Origin of the sequence: Clostridium polyendosporum (assembly GCF_018332455.1) — a bacterium.
In the GTDB taxonomy this organism is placed as follows: domain Bacteria; phylum Bacillota; class Clostridia; order Clostridiales; family Clostridiaceae; genus Clostridium_AY; species Clostridium_AY polyendosporum.
Genome location: NZ_BOPZ01000028.1, coordinates 1 through 17,228 on the forward strand (window position 1 = coordinate 1; position 17,228 = coordinate 17,228).

General features: G+C 29.5%; 13 protein-coding genes. 4 read left to right on the forward strand and 9 right to left on the reverse strand.

Annotated elements, in window-relative coordinates; all coding sequences use genetic code 11:
* The first annotated feature begins 302 nt into the window (after positions 1 to 302).
* Positions 303 to 1,214: a coiled-coil domain-containing protein gene (locus CPJCM30710_RS14040; RefSeq protein ID WP_212904804.1), complete on the forward strand. Its 912-nt coding sequence runs from the start codon at positions 303 to 305 to the stop codon at positions 1,212 to 1,214.
* A gap of 65 nt (positions 1,215 to 1,279) precedes the next feature.
* On the opposite strand, the gene CPJCM30710_RS14045 is transcribed toward CPJCM30710_RS14040, so the two are convergent.
* The 9 genes from CPJCM30710_RS14045 to CPJCM30710_RS14085 form a co-directional block, all read right to left on the reverse strand.
* The gene (locus CPJCM30710_RS14045; RefSeq protein WP_212904805.1) at positions 1,280 to 2,266 is read right to left on the reverse strand and encodes a tyrosine recombinase XerC; all 987 of its coding nucleotides are present in this window, start codon (positions 2,264 to 2,266) and stop codon (positions 1,280 to 1,282) included.
* A 701-nt stretch (positions 2,267 to 2,967) separates the two neighbouring features.
* The gene (locus CPJCM30710_RS14050; protein ID WP_212904806.1) at positions 2,968 to 4,110 is read right to left on the reverse strand and encodes a hypothetical protein; all 1,143 of its coding nucleotides are present in this window, start codon (positions 4,108 to 4,110) and stop codon (positions 2,968 to 2,970) included.
* A gap of 347 nt (positions 4,111 to 4,457) precedes the next feature.
* Positions 4,458 to 4,982, reverse strand: coding sequence for a DUF6241 domain-containing protein (locus CPJCM30710_RS14055; RefSeq protein WP_212904807.1), 525 nt, complete (start codon positions 4,980 to 4,982; stop codon positions 4,458 to 4,460).
* A gap of 800 nt (positions 4,983 to 5,782) precedes the next feature.
* On the reverse strand, positions 5,783 to 9,364 hold the full coding sequence (gene pulA / locus CPJCM30710_RS14060; RefSeq protein ID WP_212904808.1) for a type I pullulanase: 3,582 nt from the start codon (positions 9,362 to 9,364) through the stop codon (positions 5,783 to 5,785).
* Between the two features lie 408 nt (positions 9,365 to 9,772).
* Positions 9,773 to 11,146 carry an FAD-binding oxidoreductase gene (locus tag CPJCM30710_RS14065; protein WP_212904809.1) on the reverse strand — a complete coding sequence of 458 codons (1,374 nt, stop codon included), beginning with the start codon at positions 11,144 to 11,146 and terminating at the stop codon, positions 9,773 to 9,775.
* Between the two features lie 102 nt (positions 11,147 to 11,248).
* Positions 11,249 to 11,911, reverse strand: a complete 663-nt coding sequence (locus CPJCM30710_RS14070) for a methionine ABC transporter permease (RefSeq protein ID WP_212904810.1) — start codon at positions 11,909 to 11,911, stop codon at positions 11,249 to 11,251.
* Entirely contained in the window at positions 11,904 to 12,941 is a 1,038-nt protein-coding gene (locus tag CPJCM30710_RS14075; protein ID WP_212904811.1) for a methionine ABC transporter ATP-binding protein, read from the reverse strand. Before CPJCM30710_RS14075 ends, CPJCM30710_RS14070 begins: the two co-directional genes overlap by 8 nt.
* Positions 12,942 to 12,972: 31 nt before the next feature.
* The gene (locus CPJCM30710_RS14080) at positions 12,973 to 13,812 is read right to left on the reverse strand and encodes a MetQ/NlpA family ABC transporter substrate-binding protein (protein WP_212904812.1); all 840 of its coding nucleotides are present in this window, start codon (positions 13,810 to 13,812) and stop codon (positions 12,973 to 12,975) included.
* A gap of 23 nt (positions 13,813 to 13,835) precedes the next feature.
* Complete coding sequence (locus CPJCM30710_RS14085; protein WP_212904813.1) at positions 13,836 to 14,990, reverse strand: pyridoxal phosphate-dependent aminotransferase; 1,155 nt, start codon at positions 14,988 to 14,990, stop codon at positions 13,836 to 13,838.
* Positions 14,991 to 15,423: 433 nt separating this feature from the next.
* Between CPJCM30710_RS14085 and CPJCM30710_RS14090 the strand changes: the two genes are divergently transcribed.
* From CPJCM30710_RS14090 to CPJCM30710_RS14100, 3 genes are read left to right on the forward strand one after another with little or no spacing between them, the layout of a single operon-like run.
* Positions 15,424 to 15,978, forward strand: a complete 555-nt coding sequence (locus CPJCM30710_RS14090; RefSeq protein ID WP_212904814.1) for a hypothetical protein — start codon at positions 15,424 to 15,426, stop codon at positions 15,976 to 15,978.
* 26 nt (positions 15,979 to 16,004) lie between these two features.
* Positions 16,005 to 16,895: a 4Fe-4S binding protein gene (locus tag CPJCM30710_RS14095; protein ID WP_212904815.1), complete on the forward strand. Its 891-nt coding sequence runs from the start codon at positions 16,005 to 16,007 to the stop codon at positions 16,893 to 16,895.
* Between the two features lie 31 nt (positions 16,896 to 16,926).
* The gene (locus tag CPJCM30710_RS14100) at positions 16,927 to 17,166 is read left to right on the forward strand and encodes a hypothetical protein (RefSeq protein WP_212904816.1); all 240 of its coding nucleotides are present in this window, start codon (positions 16,927 to 16,929) and stop codon (positions 17,164 to 17,166) included.
* The last annotated feature ends 62 nt before the right edge of the window (positions 17,167 to 17,228 follow it).

Below are 17,228 nucleotides of genomic sequence, written 5' to 3' on the forward strand. Positions count from 1 at the left end.
CTGGACAAAACCATTAAAACACAAGGAGGTTTATTTTTTTACTATTAATTTTTACCAATAACTGCTACGCGCCGTGTCAACAAGTAAGTTTTACTTTGATGCAACAGCAGAACATTAAATCTACTCAGTTTTATTTATTATAAATCTCTTTATACACTATGAAAAACATTAATAAATCTAAGTGTTGGTAATATATAAGCAATTTATATTTAAAAGTTGATTTTATTAACTTTATTATGATAGTATTATGTTGTAATACATATGTATTACAATATAATACTATCAACAAGGTGGTAATAATTATGGCAGATGTAAAAACAACAACTATGAGGTTATCAGAAGAAACTATAAAAACATTTAAAGAAATAGCTTCAAAGGAGGGTTTCACTCAAGAGCAGTGTTTGGCAGCTTTGATAAATAATTTTGAGTTACAGAATACTAAAATAATATTGGGTGATAGAAAAAAAGAAATAGAAACCTTTGAGGATTATGCAAATAAACTGGTTTCTTTGTATTTAAACAGTCTAGAAATGAATAAAAATGCAGAGCAGCGCATAAGAGAAGAGTTGAAAAAACAATTAGTTGTTAAAGAAGATATAATAAATGAATTACAAAAACAAAAGCAAGATTTAGTTAATAGAATAGCTATATTGAGTACTGCAAATAATAAATCAGATGAAAAAATAAAAGGATTAGAGAAAAGTATTTTCAATTTGGAAGAATTAAATAAACAAAATAAAATATTGTTGGAGAAAGCTCAAGAAGAGAAGGAGAGTGTCATAACTCAATCAGAACATTTTGAGCAGCTTACAGAGGCGTATAGTGTACTAGAAAAGGAAAAAGAAAGATTATTAGAGTATCTGAATGCATCGGAAAATAACATTATACAACTTGAACTTAGAGTATCAAACGAAAAAGAAAGGATAGATTATTTAAATGGTGTAATAGAGGAGTGTAGAGAAAGTTTAAAAGATGTGAAGAAAGAACATAAAAACGAATTGGAGTTATTGAAAATAGAACATAAAAATGATATAAAATCAATAAAAGCTACCCATAAAGAGGAAATTCAAAATTTATTTAGTGAAGTAGAGGAGAGAACAAAAGAAAAATTCTCCTTAGAATTAGAAAAACTCCGTATAGAAAAAGAAAGAGAAATCTACGAATTAATCAAAAGATATGATGAAGAGATTAAAAATTTAAAACAAAAAAGTTAAAATAGAAGTTAAGTTTGAGTTTTTTTATTGAAACAATCAAACTTAACTTTATATATTTCTATATATTATATATTTGAAAGAGGATTAGAATTAACAGCATCCCTAAGTTTTTCGTCATCTACGTGAGTATAAATTTGAGTGGTAGATATATTTTCGTGACCTAATATTCTTTGAAGACTTCTAATATCAACATTTCCATGTTTATACATCAAAGTAGCAGCTGTATGCCTTAATTTATGAGGAGTGTATTTTTCCTTTGTTAATCCAGCGTTTTTAATATATTTTTTTACTAGAAGTTCTACGGTTCTTTTATTTATTCTGTTATTTTTGGCACTTATAAATAAAGCATCTTTTTCTTCTGTAGCGACCTTGGAATGATCTCTAACTGATAAATAATCATTTATAGCTTTTGTGCAAGCAACATTTAAATAAACAGTCCTTTCTTTATTTCCTTTACCAATAATAGTTAGAGTATCACCTTTGATTTTTGAAATGTTTATGCTGCATAACTCAGATAAACGTAATCCACAATTTAAAAATAGGGTTAAGACACAATAGTCCCTAGGATATAATTTATCTTTTTTATTCATAGAATTTAAAAGCTTTAGACTTTCTTCTAAAGTAAGGTAAATAGGATGTCTTTTGTTAATTTTAGGCGATTCTAACTCTGTAGTTGGGTTCTCATCTAAAACCTTAGCTTTGCCATATAAAAACTTAAAAAAAGACTTTAATGTAGCTACTTTTCTAGCTCTGGCGTAACTTCCGTTATTTCTGAATTTTTCAGCAAAAGAAATAAATGCATATAAATCAGATAATCTTATAGATCTTAAAAATTTATTATCTATATCGTTTATAGGTATTTCCTCAAAAGATATATCTGAATTAGAAAGTTCTTTATATATCTTTAAAAATCTAAAAAACATAGTTAAATCAATTTTATATCCATCTAAAGTGTTCTCAGATTTACCTTTTATAGTTTGTAGATAGTTCAGAAAATCATTAACACATTCAGGTAAGGTATTATTACTTATAGCTTGAATTTTATATCTCATTTGTACCTCCATAGAAACTCTAAAATTTATTAAACTTACCATATATATAATTTTATTATAGATTATATATATTTTTCAATAAAAATAGAACAATAACTTCGCTAAATATACATTTAGCGAAGTTATTTTAAGGAATATTAGAATTACGATATATTCCTATTTATCTTAAATACAAATATTGATTTTTCTTTCATCCAACCTTAAAGAATATGATTCCATTAAAAAACATGCATATGGATTTGTATAAAATAACAGGATTCAACGTTTGTTAATATGTAGAAATCTATGTTGATTAAATTTTAAATTATGATTTTTTATACATTTTGATATGTGCGTATGTAAATTAAACACTCTTAACTAATTTAATTTTCAATAAATATAAATAAATAACTTTGCGATTGAATTTATAATTTAGGATTTCAAGTTATTTATTCTTAATTACAATAAGCATTGTATATTGTATAACGTCTTTTATTTTTTTATTTAATTTAGTGTCATTTTTACACTTAATTTAAATTCTAATACAATCATAATTTTATTTATTGCATTATATAGTAATACATATGTATTTTAATGTAATACTTATGTATTGGGGTTTCTCTGTTTGGTTTTTTAGTATTAGTTATCTAATTGTTTTTGCGGAGATGATCAATATATCCCCTTTTGAAATTATTGATAATTATTTTCAATTAACACAACATCTATTTATGCAGCATAATTTCAGGGTTATCAACCCACATCACAAAGTATGGCTTAGTATTATCTTTTTCCTTCATATATAATAAGAATGGTTTATCAAAAATCAATTTCTTTGGAGCTTCAAGTATATGCGCTGATTTTGTTAAACTAATTTCAGCCTTTGATTTTAGTTGTGCTCCTTTTTCTGTTAAAGAAAAGTCAATCCTTTGAATAGCCGAAGCTAATATATAATCCTCAAACCCTGCATTAGCTATAGATTTATTTTGAAGTTCTTTAAATTTCTTGTTTATATTAAATTGAAACATAGGTACTTCTAATATATCACTGGTGGAAAATGCTCTTTCTTTACCACTATTAGATAAAGCATAATTCAATGTACTGTCTAAGGTGTTTTTAGGCAGTATCTTTGCTAATATTACTTCATCATTTGTTGCTTTACCCTTTAAAGATATTATGAAGTCATTATCGTTATTTGTTGCTTTACCCTTTAAAGATATTATGAAGTCATTATCGTTATTATAGTATAGGATTTTTACCTGTTTAGCTAACTTATTCTTAATTTCTTCATCTTTAGTTTCGTATATCCCAAAAGCTTTTATTTTTACCTTAACACTATTAAATTCTAACCCATCTTTTATATCCTCAAAGGCATACTCAAATTCTAAGTTCTTCTTTAAGAAACTATATGCTAAAATATCATCTGGTCTTTGCAAGTTTGTCTGGACCTCCCAATTGCCCTCTTCATTAAACTTTTTCTTTAATAATTTATTTATCTTTTCAACTATACCATCTTTATTGTACCCTACCATGACTATATAATCTTTGTCATTTAGGTACTCTTTAGTAAATGCCTTTTTATTTAGTTCACCAGATATCTTATTTTCACTAATAAGTTGTATATCCTCTTTTATTATGTTATCTCTAAGTTCATTCCAGGCTAATTGTAGAGTTCCACACCAGATCATATTGTTCTTTTCCATTGGCACATTTAATATCCCATATACTTTTGTTTTTATGTTCTCTTCTATGGTTGATATTTTCGTAGTTGTTTGAGCATTATTTATATTTTTATAATATAAACAACTTAGAATTGATGCTACCACTATAATTACTATTACTAAACAAATAATAAATGATTTCTTCATAACTACTTAACCACCTTTAATTCTTTCTCTTATATAGAGAGATTGTTATATAAATATGCTTTTTACTTTTAATGCATACTGATTTACTGTCATTTAATAAAGTGAAATGTGGCTAAAATTTAATAGGTTCTATACCTGCTTAGCTTTATTTATATAGTGATCTTTCACATCAGCATAGAATTAATCTTAACACTTTAATAAACTGTATAAACCTGAAAACCTCTTCATTATATAAAAATACAATGAAGAGGTTTTCAGGTTATTCCTTGCTTTTGTATATAAATAATAAAGTATAAAATAATTAAACTATAATAAATGTTGGTAGAAAGAGCTGCTTTAAACACAGTTTAATTTCTTACACTTTTAGCCTTACCTACTGTTCCTCCGAGATAACTCCATACTTGATTATGAACTGCTACTGAACTGTTAAAGTTACCTTCTTTCCATTCCTTCAAACCCGCTATTAGAATATCCCTATCAAGTTTTTTTACACTAACATCTATTTCTAAGTAGGCTATGCACTTATCAATATTCTCATTATTAATATCAACCATACCCCATACTTGATTATCCTCTGCTATTATTTTAGTATTTGCCATTTTGTGTATTAGATTGATGTAGTGATCTCTAGCCTTATTTATATCTGTTTTATATTCCACAGCTACATCCTTTTTAATTGGATCTCCTGATTTTATAGCTTCATCTACTTTATTATTAGGTGTTTCTGATGTAATCAGGTTTTGTTGTCCTATTCCACTTTTAATATATTTCATCCTTATACCTACAATTAATAAAACACTTAAAACTAATATACCTACACAAATAGCTAATATTTTCTTTTTTAAAGTGATATTCTTTAAAGTTATGTTCATGTCAATACACCCTCCCCTGTTTAACAAGTTGTTTAGTTGATGCTAGTTTATAATCTTTGTATTAATATTGCTATTTACATTTTACAATATTATGAATATATTAACAACTAATACAATAATATCCAGAAAAATTATTGTATTGAACGAAGGTGCGTTTGAGTTAACCAATATAAATTTTATTATAATTCTGATTATAGTGTATGTAAGTCAAATTTCCTTTACTAGAGTTAGAATAATTTTTTGTTGGTGCACTACTCTATCTTATTATTTATTATTAAATATTTTCGACATTTATATGTTATTAAAATTGACAAAATCAAAAAACTGTAATATTTTTCAAAGTATATGCCTTAGCAATGTTACTAAGACTCACTATGGAGTAAGCAAGATTTTACTACCAAGTATGGTACTTAAAATGCTTTTCACTAATCTAAGGAAACCTTCCCTCTCTAAACATAAACTGCTAAAGAGTATGTATTATATTTATCGTAGTAAAAATAAGAATTAGTATAGCACTTTCAAAAGCCATACTAATTCATTAATGTGTTTGTTATATAAACTATTTATAGTTTGCAGCACTCTTCTTAGATAATAGTATAGTTACTACACCTGCTAAAATTATTAGAAATCCTAAGGTGCCGAGTACAGTACCATCTACTATTGACCCTGTTTTAGGAAGATTTGATAATACTGATTTTTCAACTGCAAAGTAATCACTACAGTGATTAAGTTCAATTATAATGTATCCATCTGTGTTAGCTAGCAGTAGCTTCAGCTATAAATTCATAAGTATTCTCGTCTCAAAAATACTTACATACATTTACTGTTTTATTTTTATAACTATCATCAAATAATATAGAGACTTTAGCGTTACTTGGAAGAAATCCATCATATTTAAAGGAGAATGGAGCTAATGCTACCTCTTTTCCTAATACAGATTTCATCTTTCTAGCTTCTTTGTCCTTTAAATTATTATCCACACTTTTTAATGAAAAATCTATATCTGTTGCTACATCATTATTTTTACCTTTAAGTGCAGTAAATACGTCCTTTGATATTATACAATTTTCCTTTACATCCACAATAAAACTATTAATAGATGGATCGTTTATTTTTGCTTTAATTTCTTCGATATTATTCTTTACGTTGCTTGATCCATTAATAACATCCTTATCTCTGCTATTACTATCTACGCTACTATTGTTTTTATTATTATTGCTGTTTAAATCATTATTTTTTCCATCAATATTATTTACTGCATTATTATCTTCCTTATTATCATTTACAGCACTATTATTAAAATTATTGTTATTCTTATAAATACTATTTCCACTATTATTTGTATCGTTATTCTTCACATTGCTCTTATTTCTAGTATCTTTTTTATTAAAGCTTTCTGTATCAGCAAGTACCATTGAAGTCCCAGCTGGAACAACAACCTTATTTTCTGATACTGTAGCAAGAGCATCTGTACCTGCTTTTTCGCCATTAACTATTACAGTCCAATTTGACTTTGGGAGAGTAACTTCTGTATCTTCCTTACCAGCGTTCACAAGTACAGCTATATCACTCCACTTATCACCATTTGCATTATTGGAAATAGTATACGCAATTGTACTATCGTTAGTGTTAATGAATTTTAAGTTTTGTTGAATTTCAGCATTTGTTGCCATTCTAAAAGCAGGATGATCTTTCCTTAGCTTAATTAGGCCTTCATAATAATTAACGACATTTTTATAAGTGTGTTTTCTAGTCCAATCAAGACTATTTACTGAATCTGGAGAATTATAACTGTCACTAATATATCCATCTCCATTTGGGTTCGGTTTAGTTCTAAGCATTTCCTCTCCTGAATTTAAAAATGCTATACCCTGTGAAGTTAATACTAAGAAATTTGCCATTTTGTCCATCTTTACTCTTTCTTCTTCTGTTGCATTAGGTTGAGACAATGACATTCTATCCCAAAGGGTATTATTATCATGGCAAGAAACAAAATTTACTGTCTGAGTTGGTTCTTTTGCCCAAGGACCTGGTGAATACGTGATCTTGCTGTAATCTACACCTTCATGTTTAGTTGATGCAACTATACCAAACTTTACAAGCTCCTTTAAATCTCCAATAGAATATGCTACCTGTTTTCCATTAATATCTCTCTTCCACGTACCATTATAGTTTACAAATCCACCAGAGGTATTTGTAAATACATGTCCTTTTACTCCATCTCTTATATCGTCACTAAAAGCGCCTATTCTTGTATCAAGTTTCTTTACATTATCCTTAATAGCTTTCTCATCTTGTGGTAACCCTCCATCTCCAAGGTCCCAAGGCTCACCATACATTAAGATTTGAGGATTAATCTTATCTAAGTTTGCTCTGATTTGATTCATAGTATCTACATCGTGTATCCCCATAAGGTCAAATCTAAATCCATCTATATGATATTCCTTAGCCCAATAATTTACTGAATCTATCATATATTTTCTAAACATAGATCTCTCTGAAGCCGTGTCATTTCCACAGCCGGAAGTGCCTATAACTGACCCATCTGGCCTATGACGGTAATAATAATCAGGCACTGTTTTATCAAAACATGAATTTTCCCAACTATAAGTGTGGTTATATACACTATCCATTACAACACCAATACCAGCATCATGAAGAGCTTTTATCATAGCCTTCACTTCCTCAATTTTAAGAGTACCCGAATATGGGTCTGTAGAGTAACTTCCCTCTGGCGTTTGATAGTTTTTAGGATCATATCCCCAGTTAAACTTGTTTTCACCTAACTTTGTTTCATCTATGCTAGCATAGTCAAACATCGGAAGTATTTGAACATGAGTTACTCCCATTTCTTTCAAATGGTCAATTCCTGTAGCTTCTCCTTCTTTACTCTTCGTTCCAGTTTCTGTAACACCAAGAAATTTTCCCTTCATTTTTATACCTGAATTTGGATCCATTGATATATCTCTAATATGAACTTCATATATTATAGCATCTGTCTGATGCTTAATTTTTGGTCCTTTATCTTTGTTCCAATTAGTAGGATTAGTTTTTGAAAGATCAACAACCATTGATCTATCCCCATTGACACCTACTGATTTGGAATAAAGGTCTTCAGTTTCATTAGTTTTACCATTAGCTGTTATTTCATAGGTGTAGAATTTACCAACTAAATCTCCATTTTTTTCTACGCTCCAAACCCCTCTATCTCCCTTTGTCATTGGAACAGTATCTAATAAGTTATTACCGCTTCCTTGACTATAAAGCTTTAAGGATACCTTTGTAGCAGTTGGAGACCAAACCCTAAAAATAGTCTTTTTCTTTGAATATAGTGCACCAAGTTCTCCGCTAAAATGATAAATATTTTTAAAATCATCACTGCCATATACTTGTCCTAGCGATACATCACACTCTTTATAGTTATCAATATTTACAGTGTATTTCTTGTTTAAATCCAAACTATCAACAGTCTTAATTTGGCCACTTCTTTTATCAGCGGATAAGGTAACTTTTGAATCAAGAATCTTGTCATCATTTTTTATCTTCACACTTTCAGCTGTATCTACTGGAATATTAACTTGAAAATATATGTCATGGAGAGAATCCATTTTGGCTAAAGTAACTTTTTTAGATCTATCAACTTGATTTTCTGCATAAAAAATATTAGGTTCTTTTTCAAGTAAATAGACATCTACTTTACCATGTTTATCTACATATGCTAAATTAATATATCTATCTCCACCTGGCTCTTTATCGCCATTCCATCCATCCTGTCTTACAACAAAACCTACTCTACCTATACCTTTCATATTATCAAAATTGCAACTAGCTAATTTACCATAAGAATCTTCTTTATCAAATGCATATGCAGCCCCATTTCCTTTTTCAGGCCACATCCAAAGATCCCACCCTGTATAAGTTCCATCAAATCTACAGTAGTGAACGTTTACATCAACCTTATCAAAGTTAAATTCAAGAGGCTTTTGAATGTTTTTAGCATTTCCTTGCTTATCACCAGCCGTAACATATACATCCATATCCCCTTTAGATGTATCAACAATTATATTATCGGTATCTTTTTCCCAATTATCTGTTCTTACTATAAATCCTACACTTTTTGTACTGGGTGTAAAGTTTACTGCTGTAAATACACCATCCTCATCTTTTCCTGTAAATACATATTTAGAGCCATTGCCATTATTTCCAGCGTCCCAAACCCACAAATTCCACTTCGAGTAGTCACCATCTGCTCTTAAGTAGTGAATTTTTACTGTAGTTGTTCCACTTGGAATTGCTTTAGCAGTTATTGTACCTGTAAAAATACTTATTATCATTACAAAAGAAATTAGAATTGATAAAATCTTTGTTTGTTTGTTTTTCATAAATTTCCTCCCATTTTTTTCTTAGTAATAGGTTGTACAAAAAAAATACGTTTTTCTCTTTCCACCCCCTTTTTATTTAAGATCATAGTTGCAAATAGTCGATGCAACCGTTTGCTCAAAGTCGAAAAAAATAAAACGTTTAAGTTTACATACTTATAACGTTCATGGTACATAATTACATTATATACACTTTACTCCAATCTATCAATAAGAATCTATTTTATTGTAATAATTCACAAATAAATGTCGACAACTTATGTTAAATATATCTATTCATGTACGGACAGTTTTTAGTTTAAACTGTCCTTATAAAGTGACTTCTTTGAGATATCTATTCATAGTATCTCCATTTTGAAGTTTCACAGACTTTACATACACTTAAATAAATATCTTTTTTTACTCTATTTTTTATTCGTATAACTTATTAGGATTTAAAATACCTTTTTCATCAAAAACTTTTTTTATTTTCCTCATATATTCAATATTAACTCTATCTGTTACCTCAAGGAAATATGGCTTTTTATTCAATCCTATACCATGCTCCCCTGAAGGTAATCCTTGGAGCTCCTTACCTTTATTATATAGAGCTTTTAACAGAAGATGAGATTTTTCATTCCATTCCTCTTCTTCCATTCCATCTCTTATAACACATAAATGTACATTACCATCACCAGCATGCCCAAAGCTTTTTATTTTAATTCCAAATTTCTTCTCAGCAACCTTAGTATAACTAATAAAATCTGCCGTTTTATTTATTGGTACAACAATGTCTATTGGTTCTTGCTCGGATACAGCTTCAATAGCAGTGACTAGAGCTCCTCTTATTTGCCAAGTCCTATCTATATCTTCTTTTTTATTTAATAAAATAAAATCAATAGCTCCACTTTCTAAAGTTACTTCTCTAACTTTATTGTAGTTTGATTCTATTTCTAATTCTTCATCTCCATCAAAAGTTAGAAGTAAAAAGGCTTGTCCTTTGATATCTGGAAACTTAAGATTCAAATACTTTTCTGCATTCTGAATAACATCTTTTTCAACAAATTCAATAGCTGTAGGGTTTGCATTTTTCTTAATTATCTTAATAACAGCATCTATACCCTTATGTAAGGATTCAAAAGAAATCAATGCGCTAATACTTTTTTTAGGTTTAGGTATTAGTTTTAAAATAGCCTTAGTTACAATTGCCAAGGTGCCCTCTGAACCAATTATTAAATCTTTTAAATCTAAGCCTGAACTATCTTTTATTACCTTTCCTCCAAGATTCATTATGTCTCCATTAGCTAGAACTACTTCTAATCCTCTAACATAATCTCTAGTTACTCCATATTTTACAGCTCTCATTCCTCCAGCGTTAGTACTTATATTTCCTCCTATAGAAGCATCTTTCTCACCTGGATCAGGAGGGTAAAAAAGTTCTCTTTCCTCAACATAGGCTTGAAGATTTTTAAGTAATATGCCTGGTTCTACTGTAATAGTTAAATTATCCTCATCTAATTCTACTATCTTATTCATTAAAGATAAATCTAATATAATTCCACATGTAGTTGAAATTGTCGCTCCTACCAATCCTGTCCCAGCGCCTCGTGGTGTTACTGAAATATTATTTTCATAAGCAAATTTCATAACGTCACTTACTTCTTCAGTAGTCAATGGGAAAACAAGTATATCTGCTACTCCTTTAACTCTCTTTAACCCATCACTTAAATACTTTTCCTCTATATTTTTCCCAAACCTCACTCTATCCTTATCATGTATAATATTAAATAAATACTCGTAATTCAAAAAAGCACCTCCCTTTATACCTATAAATAGCACTATATACTAATTCATATTTGTTTACTTTAATCTCACAAAGTGAAATCTGGCTAAAATAAATGTAAATATCTACCTTTTTGAAAATACCATAGATAGCTTATCTCCTATAAATTGTATCCCTTGTACTACTAATACTAATATTAATACTGTAGTTATCATTACACCTGTTTCATATCTATAATATCCAAATCTAATAGCTAAGTCTCCTATACCCCCTCCGCCTACAATTCCAGCCATAGCAGAGTATCCAACTAGACTTACTAGAGTGACAGTAACCCCTCTAATTAAACTTGGAAGAGCTTCTACAATCAATACATCCGTTAATATTAATCTTAACTTTGCTCCTGAGGCAATTGCAGCTTCTAAAACACCTTTATCAACTTCGCTAAAAGCTCCTTCTGCTAACCTAGCAAAGAAGACAACTGCAGCAACGGAAAGAGGTACTGCTGCTGCTGTCGGTCCTATACTAGTACCAACCAACCTCTTAGTTAAAGGTATTAAAAGTACTAATAGTATTACAAAGGGTAAAGAACGAACTACATTTACAAATATTCCTGCAATGGCATTAATAAGTCTATTTTTAAAAAATAACTGATTAGATGTTAGATATAGTATTAAACCTATTAATCCACCAAATATAATTGATAAAAACATTGATATCCCTATCATGCTTAGAGAGTCAATAATAGCTTTGCCTAATTCATTTTTTAATATTTCAAAAGTATTAGACAATCTTCTTCACCCCTTTCTGAAAATCATAAATCTCTTCTATATCAGATACATTTTTTCTTATATATTCTTTTGCCTTATTTATTTGATCTGTTTTTCCTGTGATATTTACAAGTAAAATCCCAAGAGGTTTTTCATTGATATAGTCAATCTTTCCATGAATTATACTAATATAAACCTTAAAATTTTTAGATACTGTTGATATTATAGGATCGATACTTCTATCTCCCTTATAATATATTTTAATTAAATCTCCTTCATGGATTAAACTTCCTACTGACCTAGGTAATTCAATATTTAAGTTTTTATTAATTAAAGACTTTGTTACTTCTTCTTCTGGATTAGAGAAAATAGAATATACATCATTTAACTCAATTATTTTCCCATAATTCATAACTGCAACCTTATGAAATAGCTTTTTTGCTACCTCCATTTCATGAGTTATAAAAACAATGGTTATTCCATATTTTTTATTTATATCTTTGAGTAGATTTAATATCTCCTCAGTGTTCTCTAAATCTAAGGCTGAAGTAGCTTCATCACATAAAAGTATTTCTGGATTATTTGCTAAAGCTCTTGCTATACCAACCCTTTGCTTTTGTCCACCACTTAAATTTGAAGGGTAAAAATTTGCTTTATCTTCTAAATAAACGAGTTTTAACAATTCCTCTACTTTTTCTTTTCTCTTTTCTTTTGGATAATTATTAGCCTTTAAAACAAATTCCACATTTTCATAAATTGTTTTACCACTTATTAAGTTAAAATGTTGAAATATCATTCCGATTTTTAATCTAACTTTTCTAAGTGCTTCACCTTTTAATTTGGTTATATCTTGTCCGTTAATAATTATTTGTCCTTTAGTTGGTTTCTGAAGTAAGTTTATTGTTCTAATTAAGGTACTTTTCCCTGCTCCACTTAAACCTACTATACCAAAAACTTCACCCTTGTTTATTTTAAGATTTATATCTTTAATTGCTTCGACTTTATGTCCCTTTTCACTAAAAACTACGCTAACATCTTTTAATTCTATCAAATACACTCACCTCCAATTTTTTGTTTATCCGCTATTTTTTACTTTCATACCATTCTGGCTTTTGGAAAGCTTTAAATATTCCCTTTGGACTTTCAATAGAATCTCTAAATTCCTTAGATTCAACAGCCTCTTTTATATCCTTTGCGAATTCCTTATCTAAGTCTTCTGTTCTAACTGCTACAACATTTTTATAGTTTTCTCCTAATTTCTCTAGTTTTAAGGCATTTGATAAGTCTAATCCTGATGCAATTGCATAGTTTCCAGTAACAACTGCAATATCTACACTATCTAGACTTCTTGGTAATTGAGCTGCTTCAATCGGAACAATTTTTAATCCTTTTTTATTTTCTACAATATCCTTTTCAGATGCTTTAGTTTGATCAATGTTATCTTTAATATTAACTAGACCTTCTTTTTGTAAAAATGATAATGCTCTAGATAAATTTGATGCATCATTTGGGATTGCTACTTGTGCCCCATCTGGAAGGTTATCTAAAGATTTTATTTTATTTGAGAATATCCCCATCCCTGCAGTTGGTACACTTATTACTGGTGATAAATTCAAGTTATTATCCTTTGAGAATTTTTGTAGGTAAATAGTATGTTGAAATAGATTAGCATCAATTTCTTTATTAGCTAATGCTTTATTTGGTTGAACATAATCACTAAACTCTTTTGTTGATACCTTATATCCCTTTTTTTCAAGTATTGGTGCTATTGATTGTTTTACCATGTCTCCATAAGGTCCTGGGCATACGCCAATTACTATATTTTTCTCATCTACTTTTTTTGTATTACTACCACAAGCTACTACTCCTAAAGATAAAGTTAGTACTAATGCAACTCCTAGAACTTTTTTAATTTTACTCATTTATTTTTCCCCCTTAAATCTAATTATTTTCTTTTTAATTTTTTCAATCTATTTAATGCTTCAATTAGAGTTTCATCTTTTTTTGCAAAGTGAAGCCTAATATAATTGTTTACTTCTTCTCTAAAGAAGCCTGATCCCGGAACCGCTGCAACTCCAATTTCTTTTGCTAACCATTCACAAAATTTATAATCATCTTTTTCTCCAAATTCTGATATATCAACTAGAACATAATAAGCTCCTTGAGGTTCAAAGTATTTTAATCCAATTTGATCAAGTCCGTCTAAAAATAATTTCTTTTTTCTTTCATAAGTGTTTACTAATTCCTCATAATACTCTTCCTCGAAGTCTAATCCCACAATAGCTGCCTTTTGTAATGGTGCAGCTGCCCCTACTGTTAAAAAATCATGTACTTTTTTACAATTTTCAATAACATCTTTATTTGCTATAACATACCCCAATCTCCAACCTGTTATGGAATAGGTCTTAGATAAGGAACTGCAAGATATTGTTCTTTCAAATATTCCTGGCAATGATGCTAAGTAAGTATGTTTATTTGGTTTAAATACTATATGTTCATAAACCTCATCAGTAATTACATAGGTATCATACTCATTTGCAAGCTCACCAATATATAGAAGTTCCTCCTTAGTAAATACCTTACCTACTGGATTTGATGGGTTACATAATATCAAAGCCTTAGGCCTTTGTTCAAAGGCTCTTCTTAATGCTTCCTTATCATAATTAAATTCTGGAGGTATTAAAGGCACATATATAGGCTCAGCCCCTGCTAAAATAGCATCTGCAGTATAATTTTCATAAAATGGTGAAAATACAATTACCTTATCTCCAGGATTGCAAACTGACATCATAGCAACTATCATAGCTTCGGTACTACCACAGGTAACCACAATATTCTCTTCTGGGTTAATATCAATGCCCATAAATTTCTTTTGTTTCTCTGCTAACTTTTTTCTAAATTCTTTTGATCCCCAGGTTATTTCATATTGGTGTGGTCCTTCAACTGCTACTTTTTGTAGATTCTCTATTAACTCCTTAGGTGGATCAAAATCTGGAAAACCTTGAGATAGATTTATAGCTTCATATTTATTCGCTATTCTTGTCATTTTTCTAATTATAGACTCTGTAAACCAGTCCAACCTATTACTTAGTTGTTGCAAATTGCACTCCCCCTTATCCTTATATAAAACATATTAAGCTTTTCCTACTATTCCTATGTGTTTAATTATAAATGGTTTGTATCTTTTGTCAACTATTTCTTGTATATCTAATAATTTTATAATTTATATATTATTTATAATTTCTACATAATAACTTCACAATTATGTTGTTGACAAAGGTAAAAAAACACACTAATATATACTAAAACAATATGAATACTGGGAATAATGAAAGAATATTATATACTAGGAAAGTTATAGAAAATAAAAGAACGTATATCCCTAAATTAATTTTTATAAAAATTGTATAAAAGTAAGGAGGTGAACTTAATTCCATTTATAGTTTTATTGTTATTATCAATTTCATTATCATCATGAGAACCAAAATAAACCCTATGGAAAGGTATCTTATTCATAAACAAGGAGGTTTTTTATGAAAAAACAGTTAAAGTATTCACTGCCAATTTCTATTTTTCTATTTATTGCTACGGTATTAATAGCTATTGGAGCCGGATATTACAAAAATTCATTATCAACAGAGAAGCCAAGTTTTAAGATTAATTTACCCGCTGAAAAAACTAATTCAAAGGTTGTTTATAATTTTTCAAATCAAGGATTACCTAAAAAGCTAGTACAACCCAAAAAGATAAGTATAGCAACTGGTCATGGCGGAGGTATAACTAATGTAGGAAAAGAGCCATTATCTATAAAAGTAGAGACTGAAGACTTTATAGGAACGGTTAAACTTTCATCTACTACACCAGGTTTCGATCCTTCAACAGGTATTTTTACAAAACCACTTTTACCTAGAAAATCAGTTACACTTGATGTTGAATTGGACATACCTAGTGAAAAAATCAAACATTCTGAAATAATCAATAATGCAGCTATTAAATTTATTAATACAAAGGATGGCAGCTTATTAGGCACAGTACCAGTTCAAGTAATTAACTCTACAACAGTTGCAGTTAACGATATGAAGCATTAGGTTGATTTTAAAGGAGGTCAAAATTAATGAAAAAATCAAATACTTCTCTAATACGCCGCGGCATTTGGTATGTTTTAGGACTTATATTATTTTATGCACCATTCGCCTTATATCAAAAAGGTCTATTGTTAATACTTAAAAACGGAAATGGCCGTGAGCAAGACTGGCATGCATTATGTCTTCGTATGCCTCTGTTAAGTCTACTTAGTGGAAAAGGGCTTCAAATTTTAACTATAGGTGGAATATCTATAATATTACTTTTTCTATCAGCTTTTATTTGGGGACCATTTTTTTGCGGAAAATTATGTTTTGCGGGAGCACTACCAGAATACCTAAGCCGCATAGTTCCAGATAAATTTAAGATTAATTGGTATAAAGCAATTAATCCAGCTCCAGTGAGATATGGATTTTTAGCAGGATTTATAATAGCTCCTATTGTATCCGGTTCTATTGTGTGCTCTTTATGTAATTATTCATTTGCACAGAGATTATTAACTGGAGGTTTTTGGGGGGAATTAGGTTACTTAGGTTCAACAACAATCCTTACAGCATTTTTATGGCTGATCCTTTTTGGTATTTTTTCTAAAGGTGGAAGAGGTTATTGTAATTTTCTTTGCCCAATAGGTGCAGCACAAAATTTAATCTATAGCATAGGAGTAAAATTACCATTCACTTATAAACTACATTTTTCTAAAGAAAAATGTGTTTCTTGCGGAATTTGTGTTAAAGAATGCTCTATGGGATCTCTTCAAAATAGTACAGAAGGAATTACTTATCGAATACATAATTGTATAACTTGCCATCAGTGCACAGCGGTGTGCCCAAAAGGAGCAATTTCTTATGGCACTGGCAAAGGTTTATGGAAAGAAGCTCCTAATAAGCAAGTTGAAGTAGAAAATAAAGCAATTGAAAATTAAAGGAATTCCTGTTAAGGAGTGAGATAGTTAAATGAATAAAAACTTTAAATATTGGGGATTAGGGCTAGGAACTGCTGGTATTAATATACTTTCTTCTACTAATATTTTTTCAAGAGTACCAGCATGTACCGGTGCTTGTGGTGCTTGCGGTATGAATTGTGTTGCTCCGTTAATTGGAGTAACTGCAATAGGACTTACAGCTTTGGCAAGGTATAAATTAAAGAGAAAAAAAATTTCTACTGACAAAATTAATCTTTCCAAAGATATATAAGTTCAATCCTTAATAAATTTTAAGAAAATGTAAAAAGCTCACGGTAAAACCGTGAGCTTAAC

Coding starts and splice junctions, on each gene's coding strand:
- CPJCM30710_RS14040 (WP_212904804.1), top strand. CDS start 303: ATGGCAGATGTAAAAACAACAACTATGAGGTTATCAGAAGAAACTATA.
- CPJCM30710_RS14045 (WP_212904805.1), bottom strand. CDS start 2,266: ATGAGATATAAAATTCAAGCTATAAGTAATAATACCTTACCTGAATGT.
- CPJCM30710_RS14050 (WP_212904806.1), bottom strand. CDS start 4,110: ATGAAGAAATCATTTATTATTTGTTTAGTAATAGTAATTATAGTGGTA.
- CPJCM30710_RS14055 (WP_212904807.1), bottom strand. CDS start 4,982: ATGAACATAACTTTAAAGAATATCACTTTAAAAAAGAAAATATTAGCT.
- pulA (WP_212904808.1), bottom strand. CDS start 9,364: ATGAAAAACAAACAAACAAAGATTTTATCAATTCTAATTTCTTTTGTA.
- CPJCM30710_RS14080 (WP_212904812.1), bottom strand. CDS start 13,812: ATGAGTAAAATTAAAAAAGTTCTAGGAGTTGCATTAGTACTAACTTTA.
- CPJCM30710_RS14090 (WP_212904814.1), top strand. CDS start 15,424: ATGAAAAAACAGTTAAAGTATTCACTGCCAATTTCTATTTTTCTATTT.
- CPJCM30710_RS14095 (WP_212904815.1), top strand. CDS start 16,005: ATGAAAAAATCAAATACTTCTCTAATACGCCGCGGCATTTGGTATGTT.
- CPJCM30710_RS14100 (WP_212904816.1), top strand. CDS start 16,927: ATGAATAAAAACTTTAAATATTGGGGATTAGGGCTAGGAACTGCTGGT.